The sequence below is a fragment of the Streptomyces sp. NBC_00250 genome (assembly GCF_036192275.1).
GTDB lineage: Bacteria > Actinomycetota > Actinomycetes > Streptomycetales > Streptomycetaceae > Streptomyces.
This window is the reverse complement of sequence record NZ_CP108088.1, coordinates 2,787,364-2,804,380: the sequence shown is the minus strand read 5'-3', so window position 1 is coordinate 2,804,380 and position 17,017 is coordinate 2,787,364. Positions and strand designations below refer to the sequence as shown.

Annotated in this window: 15 protein-coding genes; 13 read left to right on the top strand and 2 right to left on the bottom strand. The window is 71.6% G+C overall.

Translation table 11 applies throughout. From position 1 onward, the window contains the following. Positions 1 to 45: 45 nt before the first annotated feature. The gene (gene ftsY / locus OG259_RS12410; RefSeq protein ID WP_266897138.1) at positions 46 to 1,251 is read left to right on the top strand and encodes a signal recognition particle-docking protein FtsY; all 1,206 of its coding nucleotides are present in this window, start codon (positions 46 to 48) and stop codon (positions 1,249 to 1,251) included. A gap of 63 nt (positions 1,252 to 1,314) precedes the next feature. On the opposite strand, the gene OG259_RS12405 is transcribed toward ftsY, so the two are convergent. Beyond that, positions 1,315 to 1,968, bottom strand: coding sequence for a bifunctional DNA primase/polymerase (locus tag OG259_RS12405; protein WP_266897140.1), 654 nt, complete (start codon positions 1,966 to 1,968; stop codon positions 1,315 to 1,317). Positions 1,969 to 2,394: 426 nt separating this feature from the next. Here OG259_RS12405 and nsdA point away from each other — a divergent pair, with 426 nt between their 5' ends. The 6 genes from nsdA (at position 2,395) to ftsH (ending at position 12,284) form a co-directional block, all read left to right on the top strand. Beyond that, complete coding sequence (gene nsdA, locus OG259_RS12400; protein ID WP_328942328.1) at positions 2,395 to 3,870, top strand: transcriptional repressor NsdA; 1,476 nt, start codon at positions 2,395 to 2,397, stop codon at positions 3,868 to 3,870. 473 nt (positions 3,871 to 4,343) lie between these two features. After that, positions 4,344 to 5,690, top strand: a complete 1,347-nt coding sequence (locus OG259_RS12395) for an ammonium transporter (protein WP_266897144.1) — start codon at positions 4,344 to 4,346, stop codon at positions 5,688 to 5,690. After that, positions 5,687 to 6,025 carry a P-II family nitrogen regulator gene (locus OG259_RS12390; protein WP_069170469.1) on the top strand — a complete coding sequence of 113 codons (339 nt, stop codon included), beginning with the start codon at positions 5,687 to 5,689 and terminating at the stop codon, positions 6,023 to 6,025. The genes OG259_RS12395 and OG259_RS12390 overlap by 4 nt, the downstream gene beginning before the upstream one ends. A 42-nt stretch (positions 6,026 to 6,067) precedes the next feature. Then, a complete protein-coding gene (locus OG259_RS12385; RefSeq protein WP_328942327.1) occupies positions 6,068 to 8,536 on the top strand; it encodes a [protein-PII] uridylyltransferase in 2,469 nt (822 codons plus the stop codon). Between the two features lie 118 nt (positions 8,537 to 8,654). After that, positions 8,655 to 10,208 carry a signal recognition particle protein gene (gene ffh, locus OG259_RS12380; RefSeq protein ID WP_328942326.1) on the top strand — a complete coding sequence of 518 codons (1,554 nt, stop codon included), beginning with the start codon at positions 8,655 to 8,657 and terminating at the stop codon, positions 10,206 to 10,208. Between the two features lie 153 nt (positions 10,209 to 10,361). Beyond that, positions 10,362 to 12,284 carry an ATP-dependent zinc metalloprotease FtsH gene (gene ftsH, locus OG259_RS12375; protein ID WP_328942325.1) on the top strand — a complete coding sequence of 641 codons (1,923 nt, stop codon included), beginning with the start codon at positions 10,362 to 10,364 and terminating at the stop codon, positions 12,282 to 12,284. A gap of 114 nt (positions 12,285 to 12,398) precedes the next feature. Here the strand turns inward: ftsH and OG259_RS12370 are convergent, their stop codons facing one another. Then, positions 12,399 to 13,124 carry a class I SAM-dependent methyltransferase gene (locus OG259_RS12370; protein WP_328942324.1) on the bottom strand — a complete coding sequence of 242 codons (726 nt, stop codon included), beginning with the start codon at positions 13,122 to 13,124 and terminating at the stop codon, positions 12,399 to 12,401. A 383-nt stretch (positions 13,125 to 13,507) separates the two neighbouring features. Between OG259_RS12370 and OG259_RS12365 the strand changes: the two genes are divergently transcribed. The 6 genes from OG259_RS12365 to rplS all read left to right on the top strand — a co-directional run bounded on the left by OG259_RS12365 (position 13,508) and on the right by rplS (position 16,952). Beyond that, positions 13,508 to 14,101: a hypothetical protein gene (locus OG259_RS12365; protein ID WP_024755886.1), complete on the top strand. Its 594-nt coding sequence runs from the start codon at positions 13,508 to 13,510 to the stop codon at positions 14,099 to 14,101. A gap of 155 nt (positions 14,102 to 14,256) precedes the next feature. Continuing rightward, complete coding sequence (gene rpsP / locus OG259_RS12360) at positions 14,257 to 14,700, top strand: 30S ribosomal protein S16 (RefSeq protein WP_187623038.1); 444 nt, start codon at positions 14,257 to 14,259, stop codon at positions 14,698 to 14,700. Positions 14,701 to 14,702: 2 nt separating this feature from the next. Continuing rightward, the gene (locus OG259_RS12355; protein ID WP_003980229.1) at positions 14,703 to 14,942 is read left to right on the top strand and encodes an RNA-binding protein; all 240 of its coding nucleotides are present in this window, start codon (positions 14,703 to 14,705) and stop codon (positions 14,940 to 14,942) included. Positions 14,943 to 15,057: 115 nt separating this feature from the next. After that, a complete protein-coding gene (rimM, locus tag OG259_RS12350; protein WP_328942323.1) occupies positions 15,058 to 15,651 on the top strand; it encodes a ribosome maturation factor RimM in 594 nt (197 codons plus the stop codon). Beyond that, a complete protein-coding gene (trmD, locus tag OG259_RS12345) occupies positions 15,648 to 16,469 on the top strand; it encodes a tRNA (guanosine(37)-N1)-methyltransferase TrmD (protein WP_328942322.1) in 822 nt (273 codons plus the stop codon). The genes rimM and trmD overlap by 4 nt, the downstream gene beginning before the upstream one ends. 132 nt (positions 16,470 to 16,601) lie before the next feature. After that, positions 16,602 to 16,952: a 50S ribosomal protein L19 gene (gene rplS, locus OG259_RS12340; RefSeq protein WP_053644504.1), complete on the top strand. Its 351-nt coding sequence runs from the start codon at positions 16,602 to 16,604 to the stop codon at positions 16,950 to 16,952. Positions 16,953 to 17,017 lie beyond the last annotated feature (65 nt).

The window sequence follows — 17,017 nt, the reverse complement described above, 5'->3', positions numbered from 1 at the left end:
ACGTGCTCCTTCTCCGGTCGCTTCTTGGCCGATACTGGTCGGGTTATGGAACTCATCCTTGCTGTAGTCATCGCTCTGGTCGTCGCGGTCGCCGTGACGAGCGGGCTCGTGATCAGCGGCCGCAAGAAGAAGCAGCTGCCGCCGGCCGAGCCGCCGTCCACCACGCCGACCATCACCGCTCCGCCCGCCGAACCGCATGTCGGCGAGGAGGCGGAGACGCCGCGGGAGGAACCACGCCGCACGGTCGAGGAGGTCGAACTCCCCGCCGAGGTGGCCCCCGAGGCCCCGGTCGTCGAGGAGCCCGCCGCCCCCGAGATCGAGGTCCCGGAGCCCACCGCGGGCCGTCTCGTACGGCTCCGGGCCCGCCTCGCCCGCTCCCAGAACTCGCTCGGCAAGGGGCTGCTCACGCTCCTGTCCCGCGAGCACCTCGACGAGGACACGTGGGAGGAGATCGAGGAGACCCTTCTCACGGCCGATGTCGGCGTCGCTCCCACCCAGGAGCTCGTCGAGCGGCTGCGCGAGCGGGTCCGGGTGCTGGGCACCCGCACCCCGGAGGAGCTGCGCGGTCTGCTCCGCGAGGAGCTCGTCGCCCTCCTCGGCCCCGACCTCGACCGCACGGTGCACACCGAGAGCCCCGCGGACGTGCCGGGCGTGGTCATGGTCGTCGGCGTCAACGGCACCGGCAAGACCACCACCACCGGCAAGCTGGCCCGCGTCCTCGTCGCCGACGGCAAGTCCGTCGTCCTCGGCGCGGCCGACACCTTCCGCGCCGCCGCCGCCGACCAGCTCCAGACCTGGGGCGACCGGGTCGGCGCCAGGACCGTCCGCGGTCCGGAGGGCGGCGACCCGGCGTCGATCGCCTTCGACGCGGTCAAGGAGGGCATCGCCGAGGGCGCCGACGTCGTCCTCATCGACACCGCCGGCCGGCTCCACACCAAGACCGGCCTCATGGACGAGCTCGGCAAGGTCAAGCGGGTCGTCGAGAAGCACGGCCCGCTCGACGAGATCCTGCTCGTCCTCGACGCCACCACCGGCCAGAACGGTCTGATCCAGGCCCGGGTCTTCGCCGAGGTCGTCGACATCACCGGCATCGTGCTCACCAAGCTCGACGGCACCGCCAAGGGCGGCATCGTCGTCGCCGTCCAGCGCGAGCTGGGCGTCCCGGTCAAGCTGGTCGGCCTGGGCGAGGGCCCGGACGACCTGGCGCCCTTCGAGCCGGGCGCCTTCGTCGACGCCCTGATCGGCGACTGACGTCTCGTACGACATGCGGAAGGGCCCTCGCCGGGTGGCGAGGGCCCTTCCGCGTTCCGGGTCTCAGAAGTGGGTGCGATGGCAGATGTACGCCAGCGTGCCGAGCAGCAGTCGCGCCTGCGGCGGCGCGCCCGCCGTGTCCAGCGTCGGGGGCCGCAGCCAGCGCACCGGACCGAGCCCGCCCAGGTCCGACGGGGGAGCGGTGACGTAACTGCCCGGCCCCAGACAGTGCAGATCCAGATCGGCGTCGTCCCAGCCCATCCGGTAGAGGAGCTGCGGCAGCTCGGCCGCCGCCCCGGGCGCCACGAAGAACCGCGCCCGGCCCGTCGGCGTCGCGCACACCGGGCCCAGCGGCAGCCCCATGCGCTCCAGCCGGACGAGCGCGCGGCGGCCTGCCGCCTCCGCGACCTCGATCACGTCGAAGGCCCTGCCCACCGGCAGCAGCAGCGCCGCGCCCGGGTACTCCGACCACGCCTTGGTCGCGTCGTCGAGGGCGACGCCGGCCGGGACCGGTTCCGCGAAGGAGAGGGGGTGCGCGCCCGGGGCCGTACACGCCGGATCCCCGCAGGAGCACTGGCCGGAGACGGCCCGAGCTCCGGGCACCACGTCCCAGCCCCACAGTCCTGTGTACTCGGCCACCGCTGTGCACTCCGTGGTGCGTACGCGGCGGCGTGCGCCGGACCGCATCTCACGAATGCCGCCGATCGTGAAACCCATGCCCCCTCCAACGGGTCGAGCGCGCCGGTGGTTACGACCCGGAGCACCGCCGTCACCCTTCGTCACGAGTGCGTCGCCGAATGTGGCGCGCGGTCGTGCGCGGGGTGGTGCGGGCCGGTGCGCGCGCCTCTCCGCGCCTCCGTCCGCCGACTCCGGTTCGTCGCATGTCAAGTGAATCGCGTTCCACGCGCGGCGAGTTCATTCGAAGGGGTGGCGAATGGTGGCGTTTCTTGAATCGCCCTCGTGGACGGGTGATCGTAGGATTACTTTCGGTACTCGAACCCCGGGGCTGCTTGCGCACGCGGGTATGCCGGAGGCAACCCGGTTTCCAGTTCGAAGGAGCGCGAACTCAGGACGGGTGCCGTGAGACACGGCATTCTGATAGGGGTTCGCACAACAGGCAATCAGGTGGATGGGGGCGTTCCAGTGGGCGGCAACGGCGCAGACGGTACGACTGCCGGCAAGCGCCCGAACGAGCAGCTGGGCTCGTGGTTCGTGCGCAGCGGCTGGTCCAAGGGCGAACTCGCGCGCCAGGTGAACCGCCGGGCGCGCCAGATGGGCGCGCACCACATCTCCACCGACACCTCGCGCGTGCGCCGCTGGCTCGACGGCGAGCAGCCCCGCGAGCCCATCCCGCGCATCCTCTCCGAGCTGTTCTCCGAGCGCTTCGGCTCCGTCGTCGCCATCGAGGACCTCGGACTGCGCACCGCCCACCAGTCGCCCTCCGTCTCCGGCGTAGACCTGCCCTGGGCCGGACCGCAAACGGTCGCCCTGCTCAGCGAGTTCTCCCGCAGCGACCTCATGCTCGCCCGCCGCGGCTTCCTCGGCTCGTCCCTGTCGCTCGCCGCGGGACCCGCCCTCATCGAACCGATGCAGCGCTGGCTCGTCCCCACCCCCGTCGGCGACGCCGAGCGCCCCGACCCGCTCGCCGAGGCCCGCCGCCCCAACCGGCTCTCCGAGATCGAACTCGACCTCCTCGAATCCACCACCGCCATGTTCCGCAAGTGGGACGCCCAGTGCGGCGGCGGACTGCGCCGCAAGGCCGTCGTCGGCCAGCTCCACGAGGTCACCGACCTCCTCCAGGAGCCCCAGCCCTTCGCCACCGCCAAGCGCCTCTTCACCTGCGCCGCCGAACTCGCCGAACTCGCCGGCTGGATGAGCTACGACGTGGGCCTCCAGCCCACCGCCCAGAAGTACTTCGTGCTCGCCCTGCACGCCGCCAAGGAAGCCGGCGACAAGCCCCTCGGCTCGTACATCCTGTCCTCGATGAGCCGCCAGATGATCCACCTCGGCCGGCCCGACGACGCCCTCGAACTCATCCACCTCGCCCAGTACGGCAGTCGGGACTGCGCCACCCCGCGCACCCAGGCCATGCTGTATGCGATGGAGGCCCGCGCGTACGCCAACATGGGCCAGCCCTCCAAGTGCAAGCGGGCCGTCCGGATGGCCGAGGACACCTTCGCCGACGTCGGCCTCGACGGCGAGCCCGAGCCCGACTGGATCGGCTTCTTCTCCGAGGCCGAACTCAACGGCGAGAACTCCCACTCCTACCGCGACCTCGCCTACGTCGCCGGGCGCTCCCCGACGTACGCCTCGCTCGCCGAGCCCGTCATGGAGCGGGCCGTCGAGCTCTTCGAGAAGGACCCCGACCACCAGCGGTCCTACGCGCTCAACCTCATCGGCATGGCCACCGTCCACCTCCTCAAGCGCGAGCCCGAGCAGTCCGTCGTCCTCGCCGAGAAGGCCCTGGGAGTCGCCCGCAGCATCCGCTCCGAGCGGGTCAACACCCGACTCCGCAAGACCGTCGACCACGCCGCCCGCAACTACAGCGACGTCGCCGAGGTCGTCCAGCTCACCGACCGGCTCACCCAGCTGCTCCCCGAGGCCGCCGAAGCGGTCTGACCCCACCGGGCGCCCACGCGCCCCCGTACTCCGGCCGCGCCGGACGTCCCGTACTGCCCGACTCGGCTCCCCCGCCGCAAGGTCACACGGACGCCAGGCGCGGCCGGTTCTCATGTGCCGTGGACGCCGGGCCGAGCCGGTGTCCGTGTGCCACGGGCGTCGGGCCCCAAAAGGCCGGCTTCTCGTCTGCCGCGGACGCGGACGCGGGCGCAAGCCGCCTCGCCCTGCGCCACGGGCGCCGGTCCAGCCCCGTACCTCCCGCGCGGAGGACCCGTGCGTTACCTCGTCGTGACACGGCCGTTCACGGTCGCGTAACACGCCCCACCCCTTCGTCACCGCTCGGAAACATCGAGCGGCATCGGCGGAAACCGCCCTGCGCGAATCTCTGGGCCATAACCGGCCACCCCTCACGGCCGCAGCCGCTCTCCGGCCCCGCCCCCGCACAGGCCGCATTCGACGACGAGGAGACGCCGATGGCACCAGCCATCACGACCCTGGCAGCAGACGCCCCCGAGCTGTCCGCCGCCAACACCGGGTTCATGCTCATCTGCTCCGCCCTGGTCATGCTGATGACCCCGGCACTCGCCTTCTTCTACGGAGGCATGGTCCGCGTCAAGTCCACCCTCAACATGCTGATGATGAGCTTCATCAGCCTCGGGATCGTCACGATCCTCTGGGTGCTCTTCGGCTTCAGCCTCGCGTTCGGCACCGACTCCGGCTCGATCATCGGCTGGTCCTCCGACTACGTCGGCCTCAGCGGCATCGGCGTCACCGAACTCTGGGACGGCTACACCATCCCGGTGTACGTCTTCGCCGTCTTCCAGCTGATGTTCGCCATCCTCACCCCGGCCCTCATCAGCGGCGCCCTCGCCGACCGCGTCAAGTTCACCGCCTGGGCCCTCTTCATCACCCTCTGGGTCACCGTCGTCTACTTCCCCGTCGCCCACTGGGTCTGGGGCGCAGGCGGCTGGCTCTTCGAGATGGGCGTCATCGACTTCGCCGGCGGAACGGCGGTCCACATCAACGCCGGCGCCGCCGCCCTCGGCGTGATCCTCGTCATCGGCAAGCGCGTCGGCTTCAAGAAGGACCCGATGCGCCCGCACAGCCTCCCGCTGGTCATGCTGGGCGCCGGTCTCCTCTGGTTCGGCTGGTTCGGCTTCAACGCCGGATCCTGGCTCGGCAACGACGACGGCGTCGGCGCCGTGATGTTCGTCAACACCCAGGTCGCCACCGCCGCCGCCATGCTCGCCTGGCTCGCGTACGAGAAGATCCGCCACGGCTCCTTCACCACCCTCGGCGCGGCCTCCGGCGCCGTCGCCGGCCTCGTCGCCATCACCCCGTCCGGCGGCGCCGTCAGCCCGCTCGGCGCGATCGCCATCGGCGTCATCGCCGGCCTCCTCTGCGCCATGGCCGTCGGACTCAAGTACAAGTTCGGCTACGACGACTCCCTCGACGTCATCGGCGTCCACCTCGTCGGCGGTGTCCTCGGCTCCCTCCTCGTCGGCCTCTTCGCCACCGGCGGCGTCCAGTCCGACGCCAAGGGCCTCTTCTACGGCGGCGGCCTCGACCAGCTCGGCAAGCAGGCCGTCGGCGTCTTCGCCGTTCTCGCCTACTCTCTGATCGCCTCCGCGATCCTCGCACTGATCATCGACAAGACGATGGGCATGAGGGTCAGCGAGGACGACGAGGTCTCCGGCATCGACCAGGTCGAGCACGCCGAGACCGCGTACGACTTCAGCGGAGCCGGCGGCGGCGCGTCCTCGCGCTCCACCGCCGTCGCCGCCCCGGCCGTCACGGAGAACAAGAAGGTGGACGCATGAAGCTCATCACCGCGGTCGTGAAGCCGCACCGGCTCGACGAGATCAAGGAGGCCCTCCAGGCGTTCGGCGTCCAGGGCCTCACCGTCACCGAGGCCAGCGGCTACGGCCGCCAGCGCGGCCACACCGAGGTCTACCGGGGCGCCGAGTACACCGTCGACCTGGTCCCCAAGATCCGCATCGAGGTCCTCGTCGAGGACGAGGACGCCGAACAGCTCATCGACGTCGTCGTGAAGGCCGCCCGAACCGGCAAGATCGGAGACGGCAAGGTGTGGAGCGTGCCGGTCGAGACCGCCGTACGCGTCCGCACCGGCGAACGCGGTCCGGACGCCCTGTAGCCGACGGTCCGGACGCACCGTAAGCAACGAAGGAGCCGCCGGGTGACGAGCCTCGAAGTCAACGAAGAGACCGAAGATTCGGGACCCGGCGGTTACGCGGCGGCCCGGCTGCTCCTCCTCCACGAGAAGGAGCGGTCCGGGCCGCCGCGCCGTGCCGCCCTCGCCCGGCTCACCGACGAATGGCTGGCCGCGCTCTTCACTGCCGCCGCACCACCCCGCGGGGTCGCCCTCGTCGCCGTCGGCGGCTACGGCCGCGCCGAACTCTCCCCCCGCAGCGACCTCGACCTCCTCCTGCTCCACGACGGCAGCGCCGACAAGGCCGCCGTCGCCGCCCTCGCCGACCGGCTCTGGTACCCCGTCTGGGACCTCGGGCTCGCCCTCGACCACTCCGTCCGCACCCCCGCCGAAGCCCGCGCCACCGCCGCCGACGACCTCAAGGTCCACCTCGGGCTCCTCGACGCCCGGCCCCTCGCCGGAGACCACGGACTCGTCGCCGCCCTCCGCACCACCGTCCTCGCCGACTGGCGCAACCAGGCCCCCGAACGGCTCCCCGAACTCGACGAACTCTGCCGGGAACGCGCCGAACGCATGGGCGAGCTGCAATACCTCCTCGAACCCGACCTCAAGGAGGCCAGGGGCGGACTCCGCGACGCCCAGGCCCTCCGCGCCGTCGCCGCCTCCTGGCTCGCCGACGCCCCCCGCGAAGGCCTCGACAGCGCCCGCCGCCGCCTCCTCGACGCCCGCGACGCCCTCCACCTCACCACCGGCCGCGCCACCGACCGGCTCGCCCTCCAGGAACAGGACGCCGTCGCCGCCGAACTCGGCCTCCTCGACGCCGACACCCTGCTCCGCGAGGTCTACGAGGCCGCCCGGACCATCTCGTACGCCACCGACGTCACCTGGCGCGAGGTCAACCGCGTCCTCAAGGCCCGCTCCGCCCGGCCCCGCCTGCGCGCCCTCCTCGGCGGCCGGGGCGGCGCCGGCCGGGCCGCCACCGGAAAACCGCCCGTCGAACGCACCCCCCTCGCCGAAGGCGTCGTCGAGATGGACGGCGAAGTCGTCCTCGCCCGCACCGCCCGGCCCGAACGCGACCCCGTCCTGCCCCTGCGGGCCGCCGCCGCGGCCGCCCAGTCCGCCCTCCCGATCTCCCTGCACGCCGTACGCCGCCTCGCCGCCACCGCCAAACCCCTCCCCGTGCCCTGGCCCGCCGAGGCCCGCGAAGAACTCGTCACCCTGCTCGGCGCCGGCGAGGCCACCGTCCCCGTCTGGGAAGCCCTCGAAGCCGAAGGACTCATCACCCAGCTGCTCCCCGACTGGGAACGCGTCCGCTGCCGCCCCCAGCGCAACCCCGTCCACACCTGGACCGTCGACCGCCACCTCGTCGAGACCGCCGTACGCGCCTCCTCGCTCACCCGCCGGGTAGGCCGCCCCGACCTCCTCCTCGTCGCCGCCCTCCTCCACGACATCGGCAAGGGCTGGCCCGGCGACCACTCCGTCGCCGGCGAGACCATCGCCCGCGACCTCGCCACCCGCATCGGCTTCGACCGCACCGACGTCACCACCCTCGCCACCGCCGTCCGCCACCACCTGCTCCTCGTCGAGACCGCCACCCGCCGCGACCTCGACGACCCCGCCACCGTCCGCGCCGTCGCCACAGCCGTCGGCACCGTCGGCACCCTCGAACTCCTGCACGCCCTCACCGAGGCCGACGCCCTCGCCACCGGACCCGCCGCCTGGTCCTCCTGGCGCGCCTCGCTCGTCGCCGACCTGGTCAAACGGGTCGCCGGCGTCCTCGCGGGGGAGACCCCGCCCGACCCCGAGGCCGCCGCCCCCAGCGCCGAACAGGAACGGCTCGCCATCGAGGCCCTGCGCACCGGCGAACCCGTCCTCGCCCTGCACACCGAACCCGTCGTGCCGGAACCCGAGGAACCCGAGCCCGTCGGCGTCGAACTCGTCATCGCCCTGCCCGACCAGCCCGGCGTCCTCCCTGCCGTCGCCGGCGTCCTCGCCCTGCACCGGCTCACCGTCCGCGCCGCCGACCTCCGCGCCGTCGACCTCCCGCTCGACCTCGGCACCGGCTCGGGACCCGTCCTCGTCCTCGACTGGCGGGTCGCCGCCGAATACGGCTCCCTCCCCGAGGCCGCCCGGCTCCGCGCCGACCTCGTCCGCGCCCTCGACGGCTCCCTCGACATCCCCGCCCGCCTCGCCGAACGCGAAGCCGCCTACCCCCGCAGGCGCGGCCTCACCGCCCCACCGCCCCGCGTCACCGTCGCCGCCGCGGACTCCCGCCTCGCCACCGTCATCGAGGTCCGCGCCCAGGACGCCCCCGGCCTCCTCCACCGCATCGGCCGCGCACTGGAGGGCGCGACGGTACGGGTGCGGAGCGCACACGTGTCGACGCTCGGCGCCAACGCCGTCGACACCCTGTACGTGACCCGCCCCGACGGCTCGCTGCTGCCGGACGAGGAGGCGATCGACCTGGCCCGGACCCTGGAGTCGGCGCTCCGCTGATCCGTGGTTCACACCGCTCCCGCGCGCCGGATTCGGCGGGCGGGAGCACACACTTCGAGCGGCCCGATACCCTGGAGGGCAATCCGACCGCCCCCGACACCGAGGATCCGCGACCGCCGTGTTCGATACCCTCTCCGACCGCCTTGCAGCGACCTTCAAGAACCTCCGCGGCAAGGGCCGTCTGTCCGAGGCGGACATCGACGCCACCGCGCGCGAAATCCGTATCGCGCTGCTCGAAGCGGATGTCGCCCTGCCGGTCGTCCGGTCCTTCATCAAGCAGGTCAAGGAGCGCGCCCTCGGCATCGAGGTCTCGCAGGCCCTGAACCCGGCCCAGCAGGTCATCAAGATCGTCAACGAGGAGCTCATCGGCATCCTCGGTGGCGAGACCCGCCGCCTGCGGTTCGCCAAGACCGCCCCCACCGTGATCATGCTCGCCGGTCTCCAGGGTGCCGGTAAGACCACCCTCGCCGGAAAGCTCGGCCTCTGGCTCAAGAGCCAGGGCCACTCCCCGCTGCTCGTCGCCTGCGACCTCCAGCGCCCCAACGCCGTCACCCAGCTCGGCGTCGTCGCCGAGCGCGCCGGCGTGGCCTTCTACGGCCCGCAGCCGGGCAACGGCGTCGGCGACCCGGTCCAGGTCGCGAAGGACTCCATCGAGTTCGCGCGGACCAAGATGTACGACGTCGTCATCGTCGACACCGCCGGCCGCCTCGGCATCGACCAGGAGCTGATGCAGCAGGCCGCGGACATCCGCGACGCCGTCAGCCCCGACGAGGTCCTCTTCGTCGTCGACGCCATGATCGGTCAGGACGCGGTCAACACCGCCGAGGCCTTCCGCGACGGCGTCGGCTTCGACGGCGTCGTGCTCTCCAAGCTCGACGGCGACGCCCGCGGTGGTGCCGCGCTCTCCATCGCGCACGTCACCGGCAAGCAGATCATGTTCGCCTCCAACGGCGAGAAGCTGGACGAGTTCGACGCGTTCCACCCGGACCGCATGGCGTCCCGCATCCTCGGCATGGGCGACATGCTCTCCCTCATCGAGAAGGCCCAGCAGACCTTCGACGAGGAAGAGGCCGCCAAGATGGCCTCGAAGCTCGCGTCGAAGAAGGGCCAGGAGTTCACGCTCGACGACTTCCTGGCGCAGATGGAGCAGGTCCGCAAGATGGGCTCCATCTCCAAGCTCCTCGGCATGCTCCCGGGCATGGGCCAGATGAAGGAGCAGATCGCCAACATCGACGAGAAGGATGTCGACCGCACGGCCGCCATCATCAAGTCGATGACCCCGGGCGAGCGCCACGACCCGACGATCATCAACGGCTCGCGCCGCGCCCGTATCGCCAAGGGCTCCGGCGTCGAGGTCAGCGCCGTCAAGGGCCTCGTCGAGCGGTTCTTCGAGGCTCGCAAGATGATGTCCCGCATGGCCCAGGGCGGCGGCCTCCCGGGCATGCCGGGCATGCCCGGCATGGGCGGCGGCCCCGGCCGCCAGAAGAAGCAGGTCAAGCAGGCCAAGGGCAAGCGCAAGAGCGGCAACCCGATGAAGCGGAAGGCCGAGGAGCAGGCCGCCGCCGAGCGCCGCGACCAGGCACAGCAGGGCGGCGCGTTCGGCCTCCCGGCGCCGGGCCAGACCCCGAAGGACTTCGAGCTCCCGGAGGAGTTCAAGAAGTTCATGGGCTGACCGGAAGCCCGCAGGGGCTGACCGGCGGCCGTTGAGGGGCCCGGGGCGGTACGAAACCGCCCCGGGCTCCTTTTCACACCTCCGGACCGCCCGCGATGCCGCGTTCGTCCCGCTCTTCGATACTGGGGCCACAGCCGCCCCGAGGAGAGCCACGTGGCCAACCCCGTACCCCCGCGCGACCGGACCGACCAGCCCTGGCGCTCGGAAGGGGCACCGCCGCCCCCGTCGCCGAAGAAGCGGATGCCGGGCGGCTGGGGCGGCCTCATCCTCACCGCGCTCGTCGTGTACCTGCTGGCCAACATCGCCCTGTCGTTCTTCAACGAGGGCGACGGACCGACGATCTCCTACACCGAGTTCGACAAGCAGGTCGCCGCCGGAAACGTCACCAAGATCTACTCCAAGGGCGACGCGATCCAGGGGCAGCTGAAGAACAAGCAGCCCGTCCCCGACGGCGACGGCGACTACACCAAGTTCACCACCCAGCGACCCGCCTTCGCCGACGACGACCTGTGGGCGCAGCTCACCAAGCAGAACGTCACCGTCACCGCCGAACCGGTCGTCCAGGAACGCAGCTTCCTCTCCAACCTCCTCATCTCGCTCGCGCCGATGCTCCTGCTCGTCGTCCTGTGGGTGTTCATCGCCCGCCGGATGAGCTCCGGCATGGGCGGCGCCGGCGGCATGCTCGGCCGAAAGGCCCCGCCCAAACCCGTCGAGCTGGAGGCCGGCGCCCAACGCACCACCTTCGCCGACGTCGCAGGCATCGACGAGGTCGAGGGCGAGCTCAACGACGTCGTCGACTTCCTCAAGAACCCCGCCGCCTACCGCGAGATGGGCGCCAAGATGCCCCGCGGCGTGCTCCTCGCCGGCCCGCCCGGCACCGGAAAGACCCTGCTCGCCCGCGCCGTCGCCGGCGAGGCCGGCGTGCCGTTCTTCTCCGCCTCCGCGTCCGAGTTCATCGAGATGATCGTGGGCGTCGGCGCCTCCCGGGTCCGCGAACTGTTCGCCGAGGCCCGCAAGGTCGCCCCCGCGATCATCTTCATCGACGAGATCGACACCATCGGCCGGGCCCGCGGCGGCGGCTCCGGCATGGGCGGCCACGACGAACGCGAGCAGACCCTCAACCAGATCCTCACCGAGATGGACGGCTTCACCGGCTCCGAAGGCGTCATCGTCCTCGCCGCCACCAACCGCGCCGACGTCCTCGACCCCGCCCTCACCCGCCCCGGCCGCTTCGACCGGATCGTGCACGTCAACCCGCCCGACCGAGGAGGCCGCGAAGCCATCCTCAAGATCCACACCCGCGAGATCCCGCTCGCCGAGGACGTCGACCTCCAACACGTGGCCCGCACCACCCCCGGCATGACCGGCGCCGAACTCGCCAACCTCGCCAACGAGGCCGCCCTCCTCGCGGTCAAGCGCGACCAGAAGGCCGTCACCCAGTCCGACCTGTCCGACGCCCTGGAGAAGGTCCAGCTCGGCGCGGAACGCCCGCTCGTGATGCCCGCCGAGGAACGCCGCCGCACCGCCTACCACGAGAGCGGCCACGCCCTCCTCGGCATGCTCCAGCCCGGCGCCGACCCGGTCCGCAAGATCACCATCGTGCCGCGCGGCCGCGCCCTCGGCGTCACCCTCTCCACCCCCGACTCCGACAAGTACGCCTACACCGAGGACTACCTGCGCGGCCGGATCATCGGCGCCCTCGGCGGCATGGCCGCCGAACAGGTCGTCTTCGGCGTCATCACCACCGGCGCCGAGAGCGACCTCGAACAGGTCACCAACATCGCCCGGGGCATGGCCGGACGCTGGGGCATGAGCGAACGCGTCGGCCGCCTCACCGCCATCCCGAGCGACGCCCAGCAGGCGTACGGCCTCTCGGCGGCCCCCTCGACCCTCGACACCGTCGACGCGGAGATGCGCCGCATCGTCGACGAGTGCTACGACAGCGCCGTACGCCAGCTCCGCGACCACCGCGACCAACTGGACGCACTGGCCGCCGCGCTCCTGGAGAACGAGACCCTGGAAGAGGCGGCCGCCTACCGCGCGGCGGGCGTCACGCGGGCGGCCAAGGAGGACTGAGCCCACGCGCAGCGCTCCCAGGCGGGACTTCCACGACACCACCCGGCGCAGGCCTCCCGGGCTCCGCTCCACGGCACCCGGGCGACCACGTACCAGAACACATGGGCCCCGCCCCTACGGCACCAGGGCGACCACGTACCGGAACACGTTCGGCATCCACACCGTGCCGTCCGCGCGCACATGCGGGGCGAGCGCCTCCTCGATCTCCTTCTCCACCTGGGAGAGCTCCGTCGCCCGTACGGCCTCGTCGAACGCGCCCGTCGACAGCAGCCCCCGCACCGCGCTGCCCTCGTTCGCGTACCCGAAGGGGCAGGCCACCCGCCCCGAACCGGCCGGCCGCAGCCCCGCCCCCGCCACCAGCCCGTCCAGATCCGTCCGCAGGCCCGGCCGACGGTCCGCGAGCCGCTCCGCGACCCGCAGCACCGGCTCCGTGGCACACCGCTCCGGCGGCCCCCAGCCGGCGAGCACGACCGTCGTCCCCGATTGGGCCGTACGAGTGAGCGCCGCCAGCTCCGGGAGCAGCGCGTCCGTCGTGTGGAAGGCCGTGATCACGTCGTACGAGGCACCCTCCGCGGGCTCCTCCGTGACCGGCACGCCCTCGGGGAGCCGCTCCCTGGCCAGCTCCACGCGCGCGTGGTCCCGGTCCACGCCTGCCACCCGGGCGCCCCGCGCCGCCGCCATGAGAAGCGCCAGGCCGGAGCCGCAGCGGAGGCCCAGAACCCGGGTCCCGGTGCCCACACAGAGGCGGTCGTACACCGCCTCGTAGAGCGGGACGAGCATCCGTTCCTGGATCTCGGCCCAGTCACGCGCGGGGTGGTGCGGGACGAGCGTAGGTGTCATGGAAAAGTGCCCCAATCCGTGCTCGGACGACGACCCCCCGTAGTCAGGGAACTGCGCATCCCGGGCCGCGTCCAGTGCTCGCACCGCACCGATTCGGCCGGGGGAGGGGCGGGTGGGCCGGCGCGCGCGCCGACCCGGTAATGTCCCTGCAACACTTCCCGGTCCGAACGGGGAGCCTTTCCCCCAGAGGCGCGCGCACGACGCATACGCGCCGGGGCGTATGCGCCACTACGCACCAGCTTGACGTCCCCTGCGTGACTTCTCCGCAGATCGGCGCACTGGGCCCTCGTCACGACACATCAACAGCAACTGACGGGTACGTGCAAAATATTTGGGATGCCCCGGAATGGAACCCGGGGGCACTTCGGCTCGTTGTACGCGACGTGAGCACGACACCACCTGTTCTCGCCGCAGAGCTGGCACAGGCGTGGGCCGACATTCAGCGGCACCACCCCGAGCTGCCCGATCTTGCCGCGCCCGAGTCCCTGATCGGAGAGTCCTCGTCCGCCTGCGGCGCCGAGCTCTCCTTCGAACGACTGCTCCACGAGGCAGTCCACGGCATCGCCGCCGCCCGGGGTGTCCGCGACACCTCGCGAGCCGGCCGCTACCACAACCGCAGATTCCTCGCGATCGCCGAGGAGATGGGCCTCGACCACCCCGAGGAGCCACACGCCAGCAGCGGCTTCTCCCTGGTCACGCTCAACCCCGAGGCGCGGCGGCGCTACCGCCCCACCATCGAGCGCCTCCAGCGCGCCCTCAAGGCCCACACGGTCGCGACCGCGGCCGACACCAAGCGCTCCTTCCGCGGACCGGCCGCCCGGCACGGCTCCTCGGGCGGCGGCGTCCGCGTCAAGGCCGTCTGCGACTGCGGACGCAACGTACGCGTGGTGCCATCGGTCCTCGCCCAGGCCCCGATCGTCTGCGGCGGCTGCGGCAAACCCTTCCGCATCCCGGAGACCGTGGGCGCCGCGAGCTGACCTCGCGGTGTGTGGCACAATGGCTAGCTGTACTCGACAGTCGCACAGGACCCCTCTCTCCTCCGGCTGACGCGTCCATCGGGCATCCGAGTACCGCAACCCCACGTGGCATCTCAAAGTGCCCAACCACGTCAAGACCAGGAGACACCACTCCAGTGGCAGTCAAGATCAAGCTCAAGCGCCTCGGCAAGATCCGCCAGCCCCACTACCGCATCGTCGTCGCCGACTCCCGCACCCGTCGGGACGGTCGCGCGATCGAGGAGATCGGCCTCTACCACCCGACGTACAACCCGTCGCGTATCGAGGTCGACTCCGAGCGTGCGCAGTACTGGCTGTCCGTCGGCGCCCAGCCGACCGAGCCGGTTCTCGCCATCCTGAAGCTCACCGGCGACTGGCAGAAGGCCAAGGGCCTCCCGGCCCCCGAGAAGGCCCTGCTCGTCCCGGCGACGAAGGAAGCCAAGCGCGCCTCGTTCGACGAGTTCGCGAAGGCCCTCGAGGGCGACGAGGCCAAGGGTGAGGCCATCACCCCGAAGGCCAAGAAGGCCGACAAGAAGGCGGACGAGGCCGAGGCCGCGTCCACCGAGTCGACCGAGGCCTGATCATGCTCGAGGAGGCTCTCGAGCACCTCGTGAAGGGCATCGTCGACAACCCCGACGACGTGCAGGTCGCCTCGCGCACCCTGCGCCGTGGCCGCGTGCTGGAGGTCCGGGTCCACCCCGACGACCTCGGCAAGGTGATCGGCCGCAACGGCCGCACCGCGCGTGCGCTGCGAACCGTCGTGGGCGCCATCGGCGGCCGTGGCATCCGGGTCGACCTCGTCGACGTGGACCAGGTCCGCTGAGCAGGCCGGCAGCATCACCTTAGTTGTGCCGGCACGGGCCGGGGAGGGCTTACGAGCCCACCCCGGCCCGTTGTCGTTTGCGTCGTACGAGCGTGTGACAGGAGAGTGTGGAGCAGTGCAGTTGGTAGTCGCGCGGATCGGCCGCGCCCACGGGATCAAGGGCGAGGTCACCGTCGAGGTGCGCACGGACGAGCCCGAACTCAGGCTCGGCCCCGGTGCCGTACTGCTCACCGACCCGGCCTCCGCCGGGCCGCTGACCATCGAGACCGGCCGGGTGCACAGCGGCCGGCTGTTGCTGCGCTTCGAGGGCGTCCGCGACCGCACCGGCGCCGAGGCCCTGCGCAACATCCTCCTCATCTCCGAGGTCGACCCCACGGAGATGCCCGAGGAGGAGGACGAGTACTACGACCACCAGCTCATGGACCTGGACGTGGTCCTCGCCGACGGCACCGAGATCGGCCGCATCACCGAGATCTCCCACCTGCCGTCCCAGGACCTCTTCATCGTCGAGCGTCCCGACGGCACCGAGCTGATGATCCCGTTCGTCGAGTCGATCGTCACCGAGATCGACCTGGAGGAGCAGCGGGCCGTCATCGACCCGCCGCCCGGCCTGATCGACGACCGCGCCGAGATCGTCTCCTCCCGCGATGAGTCCGGCGAAGAGTCCGCCGAGGAGCCCGCCGAGGAGCCTGGCGAGGCGAAGGCATGAGGCTCGACGTCGTCACGATCTTCCCCGAGTACCTCGAACCGCTGAACGTCTCCCTCGTCGGCAAGGCCCGCGCCCGCGGACAGCTCGACGTCCACGTCCACGACCTGCGGGACTGGACGTACGACCGGCACAACACGGTCGACGACACCCCGTACGGCGGCGGCCCCGGCATGGTCATGAAGACCGACCCCTGGGGCGACGCGCTCGACCAGACGCTCGCCGACGGCTACGAGGGCGGCGCCCACGGCCCCGTCCTCGTCGTCCCCACTCCCAGCGGCCGCCCCTTCACCCAGGAGCTGGCCGTCGAGCTGTCCGAGCGGCCCTGGCTGATCTTCACCCCGGCCCGCTACGAGGGCATCGACCGCCGCGTCATGGACGAGTACGCGACCCGGATGCCCGTCTACGAGGTCTCCATCGGCGACTACGTCCTGGCCGGCGGCGAGGCCGCCGTCCTCGTCGTCACCGAGGCCGTCGCCCGCCTCCTGCCCGGCGTCCTCGGCAACGCCGAGTCCCACCGGGACGACTCCTTCGCCCCCGGCGCCATGGCCAACCTCCTGGAAGGCCCCGTCTACACCAAGCCCCCCGAGTGGCGCGGCCGGGGCATCCCCGACGTCCTCCTCAGCGGGCACCACGGCAAGATCGCCCGCTGGCGACGCGACGAGGCCTTCCGGCGCACCGCCGCCAACCGGCCGGATCTCATCGAACGCTGCGACCCGGCCGCCTTCGACAAGAAGGACCGCGAGGTCCTCTCCATGATGGGGTGGGCGCCCGAGCCCGGCGGCCGATTTTGGCGCAGGGTCCACGGCGTGGAAGAATAGGCCGCTGTCGTCCGTCCGGCGCACGCCCCTGCCACAGGGGGAACGATGCCGCCGGAAGCGGACGACGCTCCGAAACATCATCTTCGAACGCACCGCTGATGACCTGTGGCATCAGCGAGGAAAGAGACCTCCATGGCCTCCCTGCTCGACCAGGTCAACGCGGGTTCGCTCCGCTCGGACCTCCCCGCCTTCCGCCCCGGCGACACCGTGAACGTCCACGTGCGCGTCATCGAAGGCAGCCGCTCGCGTATCCAGCAGTTCAAGGGCGTCGTCATCCGCCGCCAGGGTTCGGGCGTCAGCGAGACCTTCACGGTCCGCAAGGTCTCGTTCTCCGTCGGCGTCGAGCGCACCTTCCCGGTGAACAGCCCGATCTTCGAGAAGATCGAGCTCGTGACCCGCGGTGACGTCCGTCGCGCCAAGCTCTACTACCTGCGTGAGCTGCGCGGCAAGGCCGCCAAGATCAAGGAGAAGCGCGACCGCTGAGCTTCGGCTCCCGGCACGCTCCACGCTTCCGAGCCCTCGCACAGGCAGTCCGGATAGGCTCTGCC